The sequence below is a fragment of the Arthrobacter sp. TWP1-1 genome (assembly GCF_049897845.1).
Classification (GTDB): domain Bacteria; phylum Actinomycetota; class Actinomycetes; order Actinomycetales; family Micrococcaceae; genus Specibacter.
Genome location: NZ_JAFCXC010000009.1, coordinates 57,747 through 74,797, shown reverse-complemented (window position 1 = coordinate 74,797; position 17,051 = coordinate 57,747). Strand labels below are relative to the sequence as shown.

Here is a 17,051-nt window from a genome sequence, read left to right as displayed (position 1 = left end):
TTCTAGTACTGGGTGGGCTGCTCGGTTAGCGCGGAGGCTCCGGCGTACGCGGCATCAGCCACAGCATGACGAAGTTCGGTGACGTCCGAGAGAGTGCGGCTGGGGTGGACCCGGTTGGTCAGCAGGACGGCGGTGATGCCGGCCTCGCGGTCCATCAGCAGAGAGGTTCCGGTGAACCCGTTGTGCCCGCGGGCGCCGGGGTGGGCGCCCATCCAGGACTCTTGACCGATCCGTAGGCCCAAACCGTGACCGTAGCCTGGACCGCCTGCAGCTAGGTGATGGCCCAGCACCTCCGGTAGCTGATCGCGCCACATCTCCTCGGCCAGAGCTGGACTGAGAATTCCGGGCAAGCCTTCGCGCAGGGAATCTCCGAAGACAGCCAGCCCCGTGGCTGTTCCGAACATTCCTGCATTGCCACTGAGTCCACCCAGTGACCATGCTGACTCGTCATGGACAACGCCCTGCACCATGCCCCTGCCGTATTCCGGCTGCAACTCGGTGGGGGCGCAGCGTTCTGGATCGGGGCTGCCGGTCAATTCCGGAGATCCCGGTGCAAAATTCCCGCCGACCAGTTTGCCCAGTACGCGTTCGCCCACCAGCTCGCCCCACGGCCGTCCGGTAGCCCGTTCGGCCAAGGCCATGACGGTGTTAAAACCAACGCAAGAATATTCAAAGCGGGTCCCGGGCGCCGCGGACAAATCCATGGCGAGCAGATCGGCAAGGAGGTCGCGGCGATTGAACGGCTCACCTGTGGCCAATGCCGATCGCCAGCCTGGCCAGACCGCAGGCAGTCCGGAGGTGTGCGTGAGCAGGTGGCGCAAGGTCACGGCGGACTTGGCGCCGTTCCCATAATCAGGCAGCCACGTGCCCACGGATTCATCGAGCGCCAGATCGCCGCTGTCCACCAAAGACAAGGCAGTCACAGCCGTGAAGACCTTGGTGATCGACGCCAGATCGAAATACGTGGCGGCGGTTGCCGCACCTGCTGCAACAACAGGCTGTGGGCGCCCGCCCATCACGACGGCGCACGTGGCCGACGGCGTGACGCCCCCGGCCACTGCGTCTTCCAACAGCCCGGTCAGCACGTCCGCGAGGGCACTCGGCTGGGCACCCGGCGTCGTCATTGCAGCACGAGCCGGGGTGATTCGTCCGCGAGCAGCGTTGCGGGTACTCCCAGCGGGATGCTGTGGGCATTGGCGTCATGGCCGAACCCTAGCTCCCAAACCAACGGGATTCCCAGGGGGACCAGAAGTTCCTCGCACAATGCACGGACGTCGGCGGACTCGCCGCAGTCCTTCCAAGACCCCAAAGCCAACCCTGTCATGCCGGCAAACCAACCGGACCGCAGCAGCGTGTGCAACAAACCGTCGAGCTTGTAGATGTCCTCGGTGACGTCCTCCAGCAGGCCGATTTTCCCTGTATTGGAGGACTTGTTGCGCCCCTTGGCGCCCATGGTCATGGCCAGAAGGCTCAAGTTGCCGCCAACTGTCACCCCTGTGGCAGTCCCCGGGACCAGGGTCTCAGCCGTCTCTGCAGTGAACGTCCGCCCCGACACCGGTTCAAAAACTGCCCGCCGCAGGCTCTCGGTGGCACCAGGATCATCGAGCAGGGATCCGGTGGCGATCATGGGCGTGAACCAGGTGGGGATATGAAGCTCGTCAGCCCAAAATTCATGCAGACCGGTCACATCCGAGGAACCATACAAAGGTTTGGGGCGGGCCGACCGCAAAGCATCAGCCTCAAGGTGATCTAAAAGCCGGACAGTCCCGTAGCCGCCGCGCACCACAAAGACTCCCGCCAAGGTTTCGTCACACCACGCGGACTGTAAATCCGCGGCGCGCTGCTGATCCGTGCCAGCCAAATACTTCGCCCGGGGGTGGGTGCCACGAATGTGTTCGCCGAGGACGGGTACCAAACCCCACGATTGAAGCAGCGCCACGGCCCGGTCTACATTTTCAGCTGTAGGTGCTCCCGAGGTGGAGATGAGTCCTACCCGGTCCCCGGATTTTAGGGGTCCGGGCAACTGCGCGGCACTCACTTGGCGCCGCTGAGATCGGAGAGCCCCACACCGGACGCTAATGCCGTGGGTACTTCCACAGTGGACGCATCCGCAGTTGGCACAACACTGAGCAGTTTCTTCGTATATTCGTGCTGTGGATTCAACAAGACCTGTTCCACCGGACCTTCCTCAACAATTTTTCCCTGATACATGACCACAACTCTGTCAGCAATGTTCCATGCCAGGCCAAGATCATGGGTGATGACGAGGGCGCCAAGCCCTGATTCGCAGCGCAGTTTCAGCAAAAGTGCCAAGATATCGGCCCGCACGGACGCGTCAAGGCTAGCGACCGGCTCATCGGCAACGAGGAACTCCGGGTCAAGCGCCAGCGCTCCGGCAATGACAACTCGTTGCCGCTGCCCACCGGAGAGTTCTTGCGGAATCGAGGCGAGGTACCGATCCGGCGGATTGAGCTCAGCCCGACGCAAGGCGTTGGAAACGATCTCCCGCTCATCCCCGGGCATCTTGTGCAGCCGTGGACCTTCCGCAACGGCCTCGTACACGGTGTGCTTGGGATTAAGTGCCGCAGCAGGGTCCTGCAGCACAAACTGCACCGACTTGCGGTAAGCCTTGAGCTCCTTTCGTCCGTGCTTGAGCGGCTTTCCCTCGAAATGGACCGTCCCGGACGTGGGCTGTTGTAGGCCCAGCAGGGTGCGGGCCAAAGTAGTCTTGCCGGAGCCGGACTGACCCACAAGTGCAGTTATTTCGCCGCGCCGGCAGGTGAGATTGACGCCGTCGACCGCGGTGGTGCCGCTGCCCCTGGAACCAAAGGTGACTGTGACGTTGCGAGCCTCAAGGACGACGTCGTTGCTTCCCTCGGCAACTGGGTCACCGACGGCGGTGGCTGGCTCGGGCGCGGAGTAGCTAGGCAGGCGCCGACGTGAGGAAGCGTCCCCGATGAGTGGAAAAGCCGACGCCAAGGCCTGCGTGTGCGGGTGTTGGGGATGCCGAATCACCTGTTCGGACGGGCCGTCCTCGACGATCTTTCCGCGCTGCATCACCACAATCCGCTCGCAGGTTGCAGCCAGGACCGAAAGGTCGTGGCTGATCATGATCAGGGACAAGCCGCGAGAGGCCACAAGCTCACTGAGTACGTCCAGCACCTGAGCCTGAACCACCACATCCAGTGCGGTGGTGGGCTCGTCGGCAATGATCAGTTCCGGTTCGCACGCCAGCGCCATGGCGATCATGATGCGCTGCTTTTGACCCCCGGAAAGTTCGTGCGGGTAGCTGGCTCCCTTGGCAGGGGACAGGTCAACGAGCGCCAGCAGTTCTGCCACCCTGGCGTTGCGGGTTTTTTCTTCCTTGTACTTTGCCCGCTCGCCGGTGGCATGGACCAGCAGTGCCTCGCCGATCTGATCCCGCACCTTGCGCACCGGGTTCAGTGAGTGCATGGCGCCTTGAAAAACGATGGCCGCTTCCGTCCATCGGACGGCGCGAAGGCGGCCCCAACCCAGATCGGGCACGTTTTCATCCCCGAGCAGGATCTTCCCGGTAGTGGTTGTATTGGCCGGCAACAGCCGCAGCACAGACATGGCAAGGGTTGATTTTCCGCAGCCGGATTCGCCAGCCAATCCCAGCGTTGAGCCCGGTTCCACCACGAGGTTCACGCCATCAACAGCCCGCAGTTCGCCCGGGCCCACAGTGGTTTGCGTTCGGTAGATGACTGACATATCCACAAATTCCAAGCGTGGCATTAGCGTCCCCTCAATGTTGGATTGATGACTGATTCAAGGGCGCGGCCCACGAGGGTGAAGCACAGGACAACTCCGACGATCGCGAGTCCGGGGGAGAGCACATACCACCAGAAGCCTCCTGTAGCGGCTCCGGTGTCTAGCGCCATCTTGAGCATGGAGCCCCACGAGATACTGCTGGGATCGCCCAAGCCAAGGAAGGACAGGGTCGATTCTGCAATCACCGCGGAACCGACTGTCAGCGTTGTATTGGCTAACACCAACGGCATGACCGCTGGAAGCACGTGCTTTTTGATGATGTGGGCGTTGGAGGCGCCCAGGGCCCAGCTGCGTTCAATGTAAGCCCTGGATTCCACCGTCAAGGTCTGTGACCTGACAACGCGTGCAGTTCCAGCCCACGAGGTGATCCCGACGGCGATGATGATAGTTGCAACGCCGGGGCCAATGATGGAGGACAAGACAATGGCCAGCACCAGGCCCGGAACCACGAGGAAGAAGTCGATAAGGCGCATCAGCGCCGCCTGAGTCCAGCCGGTGAAGTGACCCGCTGCCATGCCCACCACGGTGCCGATGACCATGGAGACCGCCGTGGCACAAAAGCCCACCAACAATGAAACCCTGGCGCCCCAAACCAGCATGGCCAGCACGGACCTGCCTGCTGGATCGGTGCCCAAGGGGTTAGCCCAGGACGGCGCTTCATTCTGGCCGGCCGTGATCTTAGTGACGTCGAGCGTATCGACAGGGGCGAGGACGGGAGCCAATAGTGCCAGCGCAAAAACCACCAACAAGATGATCAAGCCGATCAGGCCGGAGCGGTTGTCGCAAAACTCACGCCACACCTCCCCGGCCCGTTGGCGCCGTCGTGCGGCTGCCACATTGACTTTGCGTGCGGGAATCCGGGTTTCTTGCCCGGTATGCACGCTCATGCTGTACGCAACCGGGGGTCAAGGATTCGGTACAAGATGTCTGCGAAGAAGTTCATGATGATCACAATCGACGAAAAGACTACGAAGGTTCCCTGCAGGAGAGGGAAATCAGGGGCTGACAGCGCTTGAAAGGTGAGGTAGCCGAGCCCCGGCCACGAGAATACGGTCTCAACCGTCACGGCGCCGCCAATCAGGCCGCCCAACGTGAGGAAGATCAGTGTGACGGTCGGGAGCAGCGCGTTGGGGACGGCGTGCTTTCGCCGCACATCATCCTCACGCAATCCCTTGGCCCGGGCCGTGACGAGATAATCGGCGCTCATTTCCTCAAGCAGGGAAGCCCTCATCACCATGAGGTACTGGGCGTAGACCACGGCAACCATGGTGAGCATGGGTAACACCAGATGCCTGGCGATATCCCAGATGTACGCCAATCCTGTTGCCGAACTTCCAGCCGTTGCCATGCCTCCTGTCGGGAACCAGTGCAGCATCCCGCCAAAGACCAGAAGCATCAGCAGACCCAACCAAAAGGTGGGGACCGACCAGAGCGTCAAGGCAATTCCGGTGTGCGCCTTGTCGAACATGCTGCCGCGGCGCCACGCTGCCCGTTGACCGAGCCACAGGCCGAGCACAACGGACAGCGCGGCGGCGGTTCCGGTGAGTAGAAGGGTTGGACCCAGCCGGTCAAGGATTAGCTCCATGACCGGCCGGTTGTAGGTATATGAATCGCCTAGCTTGCCCTGCATCAGATCGGTCAGGTACCGCCAGAATTGGGCGATGACCGGTTGATCCAAGCCATACTGCTTACGGAGAATATCCATCTGCGTTGCCGTGACTTGGCGGCCGTCCGCCAAGGAACGTACGGGGTCCCCGGGGAGAATCCGGAAGGCAAAGAAGCCAAGCAGAACAACCATGATCATGGAGAACAGGGCGCCGCCTGCCTTCAATCCCACGTAGCGCAGCCACGAGGTTCCCCGGCCTGGTTCGTCGATCTCCTTGCTTGGCTCCGCCCCTACTAGTTGCGACGCGGACATAGGTTACTCTCGCTCGTCGGAGGAGGTACGACGGCGGCGGTAGAGAACAAATCCGCCGGCGGCCAGAACCACGATAACCAGAGGGACAACAACGGCGGCCGCATTGAAACCGCCGTCGGAGTCTTCCGAGGAAGTACTGGCGACCGGTGTGGCGTAGTAGTAGCTCCAGGGGCCGTTCTGTCCGGTGATGACACCGCCCACCTCGGGCTGGGTTGTGAACGGTTCAAACTTGTCGGACCGGTAGGCCTCGAGTGTGTTGGCGTAGTACATGACGTTATTGACGGCAGCCTTGTGGATCATTTCCTGGGCCTGGGCCACTAGGGCGCTGCGCTTGGTCTGATCCAGTTCCACGTGCTGTGCCTTGTAGATGGCATCGTAGGCGGGGTCGCAGTAACCGTTCTCGCTTGTGGCGCCGGTTCCGTCTGCATTGGGCCGTGATGCGCAGGTATTGATGGAGAGCTGGAAGTCCGGCTCCGGTCCCATGCCCCAGCCCGTGAAGTACAGGTCATAGTTGCCAACGGTCGAATCGTCGTTGAGCTGTGCCGGTGCCTTCATTGCCGTGGTGATGTCAATACCAATCTCCTTCAGCCACGGCTTGATGTAGTCGGCCATCTGCTGATGGGTGGCATCGGAGTTGCGGCCCGTGAGGCGTAGCTTGAGCGCTTTGCCGTCCTTGCCGACACGGATTCCATCGGCACCCTTGGTGTACCCAGCCTCATCAAGGAGCTTGTTGGCCGCCTCGACGTTGTATTGCAGCGGCACTGAGTCCGTCTTCCAGGTGTACAACGGGTAAGCGGCGGGGATCTCGCCGGTGGCGGGCTGACCCAAGCCCTGAAGTACCTTTTCCAGCAGGGTCTTGTTGTCAATGGCCATGACGATGGCCTGGCGCACCTTCAGGTCATGAAGGGCAACGTTGCCGTCTCCCATGGGAGTTCCGTCGGCGGTCTGGGTCCCGGGATTGATCCCAATTGCCTGGTAGCGGCGGCCCGTTCCGGCGTTGGTGGTGATCCCGTCAACGTCCTTCAGCGCGTTGTACTGAGCCGGAGTCAAACCGTTGACAATATCCAACTCACCAGTTTTCAAGGCCTGAACGGCCGCATCGGTGTTTTTGTACGGGATATAGGTGATGCCGGCGATCTTTGCCTCACCCTCCCAGTAGTTGGGGTTTGCCTTGAGCGTCACGCCAGAGGTCTTGTCGTACTTGGTCACCACAAAGGGGCCCGAACCCACACTGTCCTTGTCATTGGTGAAGCTGGCAGGATCAACCTCGGACCAAATATGGGCCGGCATGATGGGTAGCTGAGTTCCGGGGTTCGGTGCCTGGGGTGCCTTGAGTGTGACCACCAGGGTTTCGTCATCTGTGGCCTCGGCGGAGGCAACGCTTTCCAGAAGGGAGCCGTTGGCTTGTTTCAGTGCATCGTTACTCGCGATGGCCTTGAACGTCCAGGCGGCATCCTTGGCAGTGATGGGCTCGCCATCGCTCCACTTGCGGTCCTTGGGCATGTGGAAGGTCCACACCAAACCGTCCGGGGAGGTCTCCCACTTATCGGCCATGCCCGGAATTTCCTCATTGTCCTTGGGGCCGTAGGACACCAGGCTCTGGTATTCCAGCCCAAGGATGCTGGTGCTGGAGGCGAGGATGGCCTTGAACGGGTTCAGGGAATCGATGTCACCTGTGAGAGCAAGTTTCAAGATGGTGCCGGTGCTCGCATCGTCCGTGGCGGCCATAGCCGAAGGGGCTGCCGCAAGCGGTGCCAAGGCCAAGGAAAGTGCCAGAACGCAGGCGGCCAAGCGTGGCCTGCGGGACTCGGTTTTCCGTCGCGAACTGCGGATCGGTGAGTCGGTGGTTATGTTGAAGACCATTATTTTCCCCTCGGCTGTGCAACACGCGGGTCGGCGCTGTTCGGTCACGACCCGGAACTCTTGAAACAAATTGCGTAAATGAGTTACGAACTCCCCAAACGTAATGCAAATCACTTACGATTGCTAGGAAAAGTTCAATTCTTACGAAAAACCATCATGAGGAGAACCCATGAAGCAGGACGTAGCCGAGTTGTGTGCCCAACTCATCCGTTTTGACACCACGAACTTTGGTGAAGGAAACAGCCGGGGGGAGCGGGACGCTGCGGATTTCATCTGGGGGCTGTTGCATCAGGCGGGCTATGATCCGGTTTTGCTGGGGCCGGACGCGCAGCGTTCATCGGTCGTCGTCAGGGTGCCGGGAACGGACCGTTCCCTGCCCGGGTTGCTGGTGCACGCACATCTGGATGTGGTGCCTGCCGAGCCCGAACAGTGGAGCTTTGACCCGTTCGCCGGGATTATCAAGGACGGCTATGTCTATGGGCGCGGGGCCTCGGATATGAAGGACATGGTGGCCATGACACTGGCTACGTTGCTGGACTGGGCCAGCGCCGGAACCAAACCGCGCCGCGACATTGTGGTGGCGTTCGTGGCCGATGAAGAGGACAAGGGCGATTATGGTGCCCTGTGGTTGGTTGCGGAACACCCGGAACTTTTTGTCGGCGTCGAGGCGGCCATTGGCGAATCGGGCGGTGCTGCAACAATCCTGACCGGCGCCGATGGTTCCCCTGTGCACCTGTACCCGGTGGCCGTGGGTGAACGCGGCACGCTGCATATCCGTGTGCGAGCCAATGGGACGTCCGGGCATGGCTCGCGGCCTGTGGAAACGAACGCCGTCAAGGTCCTCATCTCCGCGCTGGACCGGGTTGGCAATTACCATTGGCCGCTCACCCTGACTCCGATTGTTCGCGACTATATGGAACGGACGACGGCGGCACTCGGCTTCGCTGCGGATCTCACCGACGAGGAAGGTGTGCAGGCTGCCATCGAGGCCATGGGGAGCGCCGGTGCGGTGGCCGCCGTGACGGTGCGCAGCTCATCCACCCCAACGGTGCTTCGCGCGGGATACAAAGTCAACGTCATCCCCGGAGTTGCCGAGGCTGACATTGATATCAGGGCGCTACCGGGCATGGTGGAGGAAACCCTGGCTACTATTGACGGCTTGCTCGGCGCCGGAATCAGCAGGGAATTCCTGTCCTTCCAGCCGCCAACATCATCGTCATCCGATTCGCACTGGTTCGCGGCCATGACTGCCGCGTTGACGCGCCACGATCCGGCCGCCGTCGTGGTTCCCTACTGCATGGGCGGCGGCACGGATGCCAAGGCCTTCGCACCGTTGGGCATCTCCTGTTACGGGTTTTCACCCATGGGGGCAGACCCTGAGGGGCGGTCCTCGGCGGGTGTGCATGGAATTGATGAACGGGTTCCTGTCGCCAGCCTTGTCGCCGGCCAACTCATCTTGGAAGACTTTCTGGGTGCCGTCTAGGTGGCATCGCGGACAGGGGTCCTCGGGGATAAGCGGGCAGCGATGATGGAAATAGAGGAACGAGCGCAGGCCCGTGTGAGCGCGGGTTGGGCTCCGGCGAGCGCCTTGGCCGCTTACTCCAAGGGCGCCCGGATAGGGCAGGGTTTGGCTGGACGAGTGGACCAGCAGGGATCCGCTCCGGAAACCACCATGGCCTTCAGGATCGCCTCCTGCACCAAGTCATTTACGGCCGCCGCGGTCTTGGTGCTGCGGGACAGGGGACTACTCCATCTTGACGATGACGTCAGGCGCTATCTGCCCGAGCTGAACGTCATGGGCTGGGCCGGGGGTTCTGACAGCACGGCTGGTTCTGACGGTACGGCGATGACCCTGCACATGCTCCTGAGCATGACTGCCGGTCTGCCCACCGATGATCCCTGGGCGGATCGTCAAGAGAGCATGAGTCACGAGGACTTTGAACTCCTAATGTCCGACGGCGTGCGGCTGGTTCGCCAGCCAGGCTCAGCCTATGAGTACTCCAATCTGGGATATGCGATGCTCGGCCAGGTGGTGGAGAGGGTGTCCGGAGTTGCCTGCACAACGTTTATTGAACGCGAACTCCTCGAACCGTTGGGGTTGGACGGAACCGCCTTCAGTAAAGAATCGGTGCTGACGGGCATTGCAGCTGGCACTTCATCGGCCACCGGGATAGCCACCGGCTACCGCAAGAAATCCAGTGACAGCTCCGCTGGGGTGCCGGATGCACAGGATGCACAGGCGTATGGGTGGACGGCGTTGCCCATGACCGGCCCGGGCGTTTTCTCAGCTATCGGAGGGCTTTTCAGTACCTTGGATGATCTTGGCCGCTGGGCGTCATGGTTGATGGATGCGTTTGAGGTTGAGGCCGGCCCCGGGCCGCTCAGCAGGGAATCGCGGCTGGAGATGCAGACCATGCATCAGATGACAGAGCCGGTCGAGGCCGACGCCACCGTCAACGGTTATGGTTACGGCCTCGTGGTCCAACAGCACGGAGTTCACGGCACGGTGGTGGGGCATTCGGGTGGATATCCGGGCTTCAGTTCCCATATGCGCTGGCATCCGGGACAAGGAACCGCCGTCATCGGTTTTGAAAATGCCACCTACTCCAAAGTTGGGCTCGCCGTGCGGGCGCTGCTGGAAGACTTGCTTGAGTGGACTCCGGCGGCGGTTTCGGATGCGCCCAACCAGGAGGAGACGGAAGTCCTGGCAAGTCCAGAGGCTCCTGTTGTCCCGTGGCCTGAAACCGTCCGTGCCATAGCGGCTGTAGAAGAGTTTATTCGCTCGCAAACGTCAGTGGTCCGCCCGGACATCTTCGGCCCCAACGTTGCTCAGGATCTTCCGTGGGATGAAAGGCGGGCAGGGCTCGATGCCGCGCTCGCCGCCGTCGGACCGCTCCTTGATTCCACGGGCGATGATTCCACGGGCGATCGCCCGTCCGAGCGGTGGGAGACGCCCGCCGCCGTGGAATGGGAAATGCCGGCCCGCGACGGATCCTTGCGGCTTCGCATCACCATGACCCCGATCGAGCCGCCGCGGGTCCAGCTCCTTGAGATCAGCTGGCGGCCGTGATGGATTTCTGGAGGTAACCGCCATTGCCGGCCAGCAGCGCCGCGGCCTCGCCGGCCGGCAATCCGGTCATAATTGCCAAGATGGCCGCCTTGACATGGCCGTCGGCAGCAGCCAAGGCCGAGGTTGCCGTGGTGGCGTCGCAGCCCGTTGCCGTCATCAAGGTGCGCTCGCTGCGCGCGTGCAGCTTGGCGTTGGTGGCTCGCAGATCCACCATGACGTTCTTGTACGTTTTTCCCAGACGAACCATGGTGATGGTGCTGATCATGTTCAAGACCAGTTTTTGGCAGGTTCCCGACTTGAGCCGGGTGGAGCCGCTGAGGAATTCCGGGCCCACTTCGATGTCCAGGGCGATCTGTGCTGCGGCCCCCAGCGGGGAATTGTTGTTGCAGGAAAACCCCACTGTGAAGGCTCCGATCTCCTTCGCGGCCTTGATGGCTGCAATGACGTACGGTGTGCGGCCTGATGCTGCAAGGCCGATGACGCTGTCCTTGGCTGTCAAAGTCAGCTCTGCCAGGTCCGATACTGCGGCTGCCGCGCTATCCTCGGCATTCTCCACGGCTTGGTTGACGGCCTTCCGGCCACCGGCAATGACCCCCACCACCAAGGATGGATCCGTGCCAAAGGTGGGCGGGCATTCACTGGCGTCCAGGATTCCTATGCGCCCGGGGGTACCGGCGCCCACATAGATGAGTCGGCCGCCTTCGAGCATCCGGAGGGAAATCTCATCGATGATGGCCGCAATGGTGAGTAGATGGCTCTCGATGGCTTTCGGTACCAATGCATCCTCGCCATTCATGCCCGCCGCCAATTCCGCAGTGCTGAGTGCGGCAAGATCTGGATAGCGGTCATTGGACGCCTCGGTGGTCAGGGAGGCGAGTTCGGTTCGCAGTGCAGCAGTAGCGTCTGAGGTATTCACGGCGTCCTTTCATGTGGAGAGGGATGATTAAGTCATAGGTGTAATTTTCTTACAATGAACGAATCAGTTTCGTAAGTCAATAACTACATGTAGTTTTGAGTATATTCTTCGAGGGCCCCGGGCACCATAGCCCAAGCTTCCGGGCTCATTGAGGGACCACAACGCACAGATCACAACTGACGGAACATAACGCAAGGAGGCGTACGGTGAGTATTCAATCCACGATCCAATCCAGGCTGCCATCACTGCCGCCAGCGTCGGCCAGGGTTGCCATGGCAATCATCGCCGACCCCTCGCGGGTGCTCAACCACACCATCTCCGAACTTGCGCAGCTGTGCAAAACCTCGGATCCTTCCGTGGTCCGCTTTTGCCAAGCCATCGGCTTCACCGGATATGCCGGGCTGCGACTTGCGCTAGCCACCGAGCTCGGCCGCGAAGGTGCCACCTCGGAGGAAGCGCCTGCTCCCGAATTTGGCGGTGACCTCAATCCGGGTTCCTCGCTGGCAGAGACGGTTGCCCGGATCAGATTTACCGAAACGATGGCCATCGAAGAGACCACCCGAAACCTGGATTTGGTGGTACTGCAAAAGGCCGTCACCACCATCGCGGCAGCTCGGCGAATCAACCTCTACGGCGTGGGATCAGGAACCGTGGTGGCGGAGGATCTGCGCTACAAGCTCTTTCGCATCGGGATGAGCGTCAACGCGTTCCCGAACGAGGACAACGCGCTCATGGGCGCGTCCCTGATGGGACCCGAAGACGTCGCCATTGCTTTCTCCCACGGAGGGGAAACCAGCTCTGTTGTGGAGTTCCTGCATACAGCCAGGGCCCACGGTGCGGACTCACTTGTCATCACCAATGTCTCCGATTCGTCGGCTGCCAAGGCCGCCGCCATGCATTTGCTCACCGTTGTGCGCGAAACTCCGTTCCGCGCCGGAGCCATGGCATCCCGCATCTCGCAGCTGGCAGTGGTGGACTGCCTTTTTGTTGGTATTGCCCAGCAACGCTTCGACGGTGCGGTGGATGCTCTCGAGGCCACGCATCAAGCCGTCCAAGGGCCCGGCGGCAAGGACCGCAGTCAGGGCTGATTCTTACTGTGGGGGTCAGAGCTGCGGGATCAACTTGCCGGGACCGGCCCTGGGGCGAGTTACCTCTCGAGCAGGCTGACTACGGCCCGGGCTGTGACGCGGCTGAAGCCGTGACAATGGATGGCGGCAAAGCTCGCGGGTGTGTCTGGAGCTAGCCCGGCGTTGATGCAGATGGCTTGCGGGGCGGCCGCGAGAATCTTCGCCAGTGATGCCAGTTGCTCGGGGGAGGATAGCGAATCGACCAGCACCAGAACGGCGCCCTCGGATTGGGCAGCGTGAAGCTGGGACTCGGTAAGTGCATCGGAGCCGATCACGGTCACCCCATAGCCGCCCAACGCCGTGGCCAGAAAGTTCCCGGTAGGCCCGGCCGCCATGTTGTGGCCGGTTCGGGCATCGATCAAGGTGACGGAACCGGCGCCGGCGAGTACGGGCTTTGCACCTAGCGAGTCCGTGCGGCAGGCGCGGGCAGCCACGGAAACCCACGTGACGGCGTCGTCCGCGTTTTGAGAAATCTCCCCGGCCGACCACCGTGCCAACGCCTGGACCCGGGCACCTGCGCGGCGCAAGATCTCCACGGACAGGCGGCCGGAAACCACGGCAGCGAACAGGGCGTCATAGACCTCGGTGTAGCAGGACTCGTCATCGCGCCCCGTGGTGTACGCGTTGAGGGGATTGCCAACGCAGAGCAGATCGTTGCCGGCCAGCAGCGCCAAGACGGCACCCTCGCCCGGGCCCACCGTGGCACGCACGGCCGCCATGTCCAGGGCATCGGTGATCAGCACGCCCGCAAAACCCATCTCCCGCAGCAGCGCGCTCGCAGCCGGGTTCAGGGTGGCAGGGGCCTCGCCGAGCTCGGGAATGATGATGTGCGCGCTCATCATGGCGGCAACTCCGGCCTCCACGGCGGCCCGGAACGGCGGGAGGTGGTGCTGGCGCATCTCCTCCATGCTCAATTCCACGCGCGCCACGTCCATGTGCGAATCCGCAATGGTGTCCCCGTGCCCCGGGAAGTGCTTGGCACACGCGGCCACGCGCAAGGACTGGATACCGGTGACAGCGGCGGCCGTGTGAGCGCTCACCAACGCGGTATCCGCGCCGAACGCGCGCACGCCGATCACGGGATTTCGCGGATTCGTGTTGACGTCTGCCACGGGTGCGATGGTCAGGTTGATCCCGGCGTCGCGGCACAGGCGGCCGATGGCGCGGCCAGCAGCTTCGGTCGTCTTTACTTCGTTGAGTGCGCCCAACACGGCTGCGCCTGGAATGCCGGAACCGTCGCGGGACTGCAGGCGCGTGACGTTGCCGCCCTCCTCATCGACGCCGATGACCGCGTCCGGGTTTGCGGCACGGATCGCGGCGGAGAGCGAGGCCACCTGGCCTGGTGCGTCCGCTTCAATATTGTGGCTGAAATATACGACGCCGGCCAGCCCGTTATCGAGGGCGCCCACCAACCACGGTGGTGCCGTGGTGCCCACGAACCCCGGCAGGATCACGGAGTTAATCAGGCGGGGCAGCTCCAGTGGAAGCCCGTCTTTCGGGGTGGGGGAACCGGCCGCAGCTGGTGCTTGTTCGTGGCGAAGATCACGGTAGGTCATAAGGGAGATCATATAGGTGCTCAAGTGGCATAAACTTTATGGAGTCGCCACCTTCGATCCACCTCTGGAGTATTTCTGTGACCAGCGTTCCGCTTAACCGTGTTCCCATTCGCCGAGCTTTGATTTCGGTTTACGACAAGACCGGTTTGGAGGAGTTGGCCAAGGGCCTGCACGCCGCCGGTGTCGCCATCGTTTCCACCGGTTCAACGGCCTCCAAGATCGCCGCAGCGGGTGTTCCCGTGACCGAAGTTTCCGAGGTAACTGGTTTTCAGGAGTGCCTCGACGGCCGCGTGAAGACCCTGCACCCGCTCATCCACGCCGGCATCCTGGCCGACCGCCGCCTGGAAGACCACGTGCGTCAGCTTGAAGAAATGCACGTTGAGCCCTTCGACCTGGTGGTTGTTAACCTCTACCCGTTCGTTGACACCGTGAACTCTGGCGCCAGCCAGGATGCTGTTGTTGAGCAGATCGACATTGGCGGCCCGTCCATGGTCCGCGCCGCGGCAAAGAACCACCCGTCGGTTGCCGTTGTGGTTGATCCCGCCAAGTACGCCGATGTAGTGCTCGCCGCAGCCGAGGGTGGCTTCACCCTTGTTGCCCGCCAGCGCCTCGCCGCAGCAGCCTTCTCCCACACGGCCGCCTACGACAACGCTGTTGCCGCATGGACCTCCGCTCAGTTCTTGGATGAAGACGGCGACGGCATCATCGACTGGCCGTCCTACGCCGGTTACTCCCTGGAACGTTCAGAGGTTCTGCGTTACGGAGAAAACCCGCACCAGCAGGCAGCTCTCTACGTAGACAAGGGTGCGCCCGCGGGCATTGCCCAGGCCGATCAGCTCCACGGCAAGGCCATGAGCTACAACAACTTTGTTGACGCCGATGCAGCCCTGCGCGCGGCCTTCGATTTCGATGAGCCCGCCGTTGCCGTCATCAAGCACGCCAACCCCTGTGGCGTTGCCGTGGCATCGCCGGACGCCGTAGATCCCATCGCCGACGCCCATGCCAAGGCGCACGCCTGCGATCCGCTGTCCGCATTTGGTGGCGTCATCGCGGCCAACCGCACCGTTACCGCGGCCATGGCTCGCACCGTGGCCGGCATCTTCACCGAAGTTGTCATCGCCCCTGACTTCGAGCCCGAAGCCGTGGAGATCCTCTCCAAGAAGAAGAACATCCGCCTGCTGGCCCTGCCCGAAGGCTACGGCCGCTACCCGGCAGAAGTTCGTCAGGTTTCCGGCGGCATGCTGGTTCAGATGTCGGACAAGGTAGACGCCGACGGCGACAACCCCGCTAACTGGACCCTAGCCGCTGGCGTTGCCGCCGATGAGGCTACTTTGGTCGACCTCGCCTTCGCCTGGACGGCCGTCCGTGCCGCCAAGTCCAACGCCATCCTGCTCGCCAACAACGGTGCAGCAGTTGGCATTGGCATGGGCCAGGTCAACCGTGTTGACTCCTGCAAGTTGGCCGTTGAGCGCGCCAACACGCTCGGTGTTGTGGTTGAATCCGACGTCGACGCAGCCGGCGGTGCTTCAGGTGCCGTTGGTGCTTCCGCACAGCGTTCCATCGGTGCTGTAGCTTCTTCCGACGCATTCTTCCCGTTCGCCGACGGCCTGCAGATCCTGCTCGACGCCGGTGTTCGTGCCGTCGTTCAGCCCGGTGGATCCGTGCGTGACGAAGAAGTAATCGCGGCTGCCAACGCCGCCGGCATCACCATGTACTTCACGGGTGCCCGCCACTTCTTCCACTAAGACGCGGCGGTGTGTGGCAGACTCGAGTCAACGCGGGTTAACCGCATTATGAGGGGGAGTGGGGACCATGTCAGGTTCATTGGGTATGGCCATTGTGATCGGGATTTTCGTCTTGATCGTAGTTGTGCTGGGGATTCTGTTGTTGGTAGGCAGGATGCGCCCAGCAAAGCATGAAACGTTGCGGCCGGAGAACGTCCCTCATCCGGGCGCCCAAGCGATCCCGCCCACCGGCTCCCGCTAACACCTCAGACGCTGCACCACATAACGGGGTTAAAACCGTTTCGCTCCATCACATTCGGGGCTTTAAATCGTTTCGCTCCCGCACATAAGTGCGGGAGCGAAACGGTTTAAACCCCGTAAAATGATGCGGCGTTTGAAAAGGCGGTTATTCGCCGGCGCTCTTGCGTGAGCCTAGCTCGGCGTCCAGACGCAACAGGCCGTTGCCGTCGGCACCGATCAGGCGCACGCGGCCAATGATTTCGCCAACCGAGGCTTCCTCTTCCAACTGCTCCTCGATGAACCAGTTCAGCAGCGGGATGGAATCGATGTCGCCTTCCTGCTGGGCAAGGCGGTAGAGGTTGCGGATGGATTCAGAGACTTTTTGCTCATGGGCTAAGGACGCTTCGAAGGCCTCGAGCACCGTGTTGATGGTCACGTTGGGGGCCGTAATGGTGCCAATCTTGGGTGCCGCGTTGCGATCGGTCATGTGATCGGTGAACTTCTGCGCGTGTACCAGTTCCTCGGCCGATTGGGCCAAGAACCAGCCGGAGATGCCGGGAAGATCCTGGACGTCCATTTCGATGGCCAGCTGGCGGTAGACCACGGCTGCTTGAATCTCCAGCGTGATTTGGTCGTTGATGGCTTCTGCGAGTTTTCCTTTGAGTTCCATGGCACCACGCTATGGCGAAATTGGCCATCGTGCACAGAAATTACGGCCGAGTTCACTGACGGCGTGTGTCACCTAAAGCGGCGATAGCGGGCAAAGCGGCTCTCTCGGGTAAGTTAAGAGGGAAAGAAATATCGCTAGATTCTCAAGTAATCGATTGAATTTTCGCAGGAGAGCG

14 protein-coding genes are annotated in these 17,051 nt (G+C 61.8%); 5 read left to right on the top strand and 9 right to left on the bottom strand.

The genetic code is table 11. From position 1 onward, the window contains the following. Positions 1-2: 2 nt before the first annotated feature. Genes ACP7B9_RS14610 through ACP7B9_RS14585 form a run of 6 tightly spaced genes read right to left on the bottom strand, consistent with a single transcriptional unit; the run spans position 3 to position 7,573 of the window. Positions 3-1,124, bottom strand: a complete 1,122-nt coding sequence (locus ACP7B9_RS14610) for a serine hydrolase domain-containing protein (RefSeq protein ID WP_425864526.1) — start codon at positions 1,122-1,124, stop codon at positions 3-5. After that, the gene (locus tag ACP7B9_RS14605; RefSeq protein WP_425864525.1) at positions 1,121-2,038 is read right to left on the bottom strand and encodes a S66 peptidase family protein; all 918 of its coding nucleotides are present in this window, start codon (positions 2,036-2,038) and stop codon (positions 1,121-1,123) included. The genes ACP7B9_RS14610 and ACP7B9_RS14605 overlap by 4 nt, the downstream gene beginning before the upstream one ends. After that, the gene (locus tag ACP7B9_RS14600) at positions 2,035-3,756 is read right to left on the bottom strand and encodes an ABC transporter ATP-binding protein (protein WP_425864523.1); all 1,722 of its coding nucleotides are present in this window, start codon (positions 3,754-3,756) and stop codon (positions 2,035-2,037) included. The genes ACP7B9_RS14605 and ACP7B9_RS14600 overlap by 4 nt, the downstream gene beginning before the upstream one ends. Beyond that, positions 3,756-4,679 carry an ABC transporter permease gene (locus ACP7B9_RS14595; RefSeq protein ID WP_425864521.1) on the bottom strand — a complete coding sequence of 308 codons (924 nt, stop codon included), beginning with the start codon at positions 4,677-4,679 and terminating at the stop codon, positions 3,756-3,758. Before ACP7B9_RS14595 ends, ACP7B9_RS14600 begins: the two co-directional genes overlap by 1 nt. Continuing rightward, positions 4,676-5,710, bottom strand: coding sequence for an ABC transporter permease (locus ACP7B9_RS14590; RefSeq protein ID WP_425864520.1), 1,035 nt, complete (start codon positions 5,708-5,710; stop codon positions 4,676-4,678). Before ACP7B9_RS14590 ends, ACP7B9_RS14595 begins: the two co-directional genes overlap by 4 nt. 3 nt (positions 5,711-5,713) lie before the next feature. Beyond that, positions 5,714-7,573 (bottom strand): ABC transporter substrate-binding protein, encoded by a 1,860-nt coding sequence (locus ACP7B9_RS14585; protein ID WP_425864518.1) that lies wholly within the window; start codon positions 7,571-7,573, stop codon positions 5,714-5,716. 169 nt (positions 7,574-7,742) lie between these two features. Here ACP7B9_RS14585 and ACP7B9_RS14580 point away from each other — a divergent pair, with 169 nt between their 5' ends. Together ACP7B9_RS14580 and ACP7B9_RS14575 are read left to right on the top strand one after the other, a co-directional pair. Beyond that, positions 7,743-9,056, top strand: a complete 1,314-nt coding sequence (locus tag ACP7B9_RS14580) for a M20/M25/M40 family metallo-hydrolase (RefSeq protein WP_425864516.1) — start codon at positions 7,743-7,745, stop codon at positions 9,054-9,056. After that, positions 9,057-10,643, top strand: a complete 1,587-nt coding sequence (locus tag ACP7B9_RS14575) for a serine hydrolase domain-containing protein (protein ID WP_425864514.1) — start codon at positions 9,057-9,059, stop codon at positions 10,641-10,643. On the opposite strand, the gene murQ is transcribed toward ACP7B9_RS14575, so the two are convergent. Next, the gene (gene murQ, locus ACP7B9_RS14570; protein ID WP_425864513.1) at positions 10,627-11,559 is read right to left on the bottom strand and encodes an N-acetylmuramic acid 6-phosphate etherase; all 933 of its coding nucleotides are present in this window, start codon (positions 11,557-11,559) and stop codon (positions 10,627-10,629) included. The two genes, ACP7B9_RS14575 and murQ, sit on opposite strands and share 17 nt — an antisense overlap. Positions 11,560-11,765: 206 nt before the next feature. On the opposite strand from murQ, the gene ACP7B9_RS14565 reads away from it, so the two are divergent. Next, positions 11,766-12,647, top strand: a complete 882-nt coding sequence (locus tag ACP7B9_RS14565) for a MurR/RpiR family transcriptional regulator (protein WP_425864511.1) — start codon at positions 11,766-11,768, stop codon at positions 12,645-12,647. Between the two features lie 59 nt (positions 12,648-12,706). Here ACP7B9_RS14565 and ACP7B9_RS14560 read toward each other — a convergent pair whose 3' ends face one another. Further along, positions 12,707-14,266, bottom strand: coding sequence for a glycoside hydrolase family 3 protein (locus tag ACP7B9_RS14560; RefSeq protein WP_425864509.1), 1,560 nt, complete (start codon positions 14,264-14,266; stop codon positions 12,707-12,709). A 14-nt stretch (positions 14,267-14,280) separates the two neighbouring features. Between ACP7B9_RS14560 and purH the strand changes: the two genes are divergently transcribed. Together purH and ACP7B9_RS14550 are read left to right on the top strand one after the other, a co-directional pair. Next, positions 14,281-15,987 (top strand): bifunctional phosphoribosylaminoimidazolecarboxamide formyltransferase/IMP cyclohydrolase, encoded by a 1,707-nt coding sequence (gene purH / locus ACP7B9_RS14555; RefSeq protein ID WP_425864507.1) that lies wholly within the window; start codon positions 14,281-14,283, stop codon positions 15,985-15,987. A 67-nt stretch (positions 15,988-16,054) separates the two neighbouring features. Then, the gene (locus ACP7B9_RS14550) at positions 16,055-16,228 is read left to right on the top strand and encodes a hypothetical protein (protein ID WP_425864505.1); all 174 of its coding nucleotides are present in this window, start codon (positions 16,055-16,057) and stop codon (positions 16,226-16,228) included. Positions 16,229-16,372: 144 nt separating this feature from the next. Here ACP7B9_RS14550 and ACP7B9_RS14545 read toward each other — a convergent pair whose 3' ends face one another. Then, on the bottom strand, positions 16,373-16,876 hold the full coding sequence (locus ACP7B9_RS14545) for a ferritin (protein ID WP_425864504.1): 504 nt from the start codon (positions 16,874-16,876) through the stop codon (positions 16,373-16,375). Between the last annotated feature and the right edge of the window lie 175 nt (positions 16,877-17,051).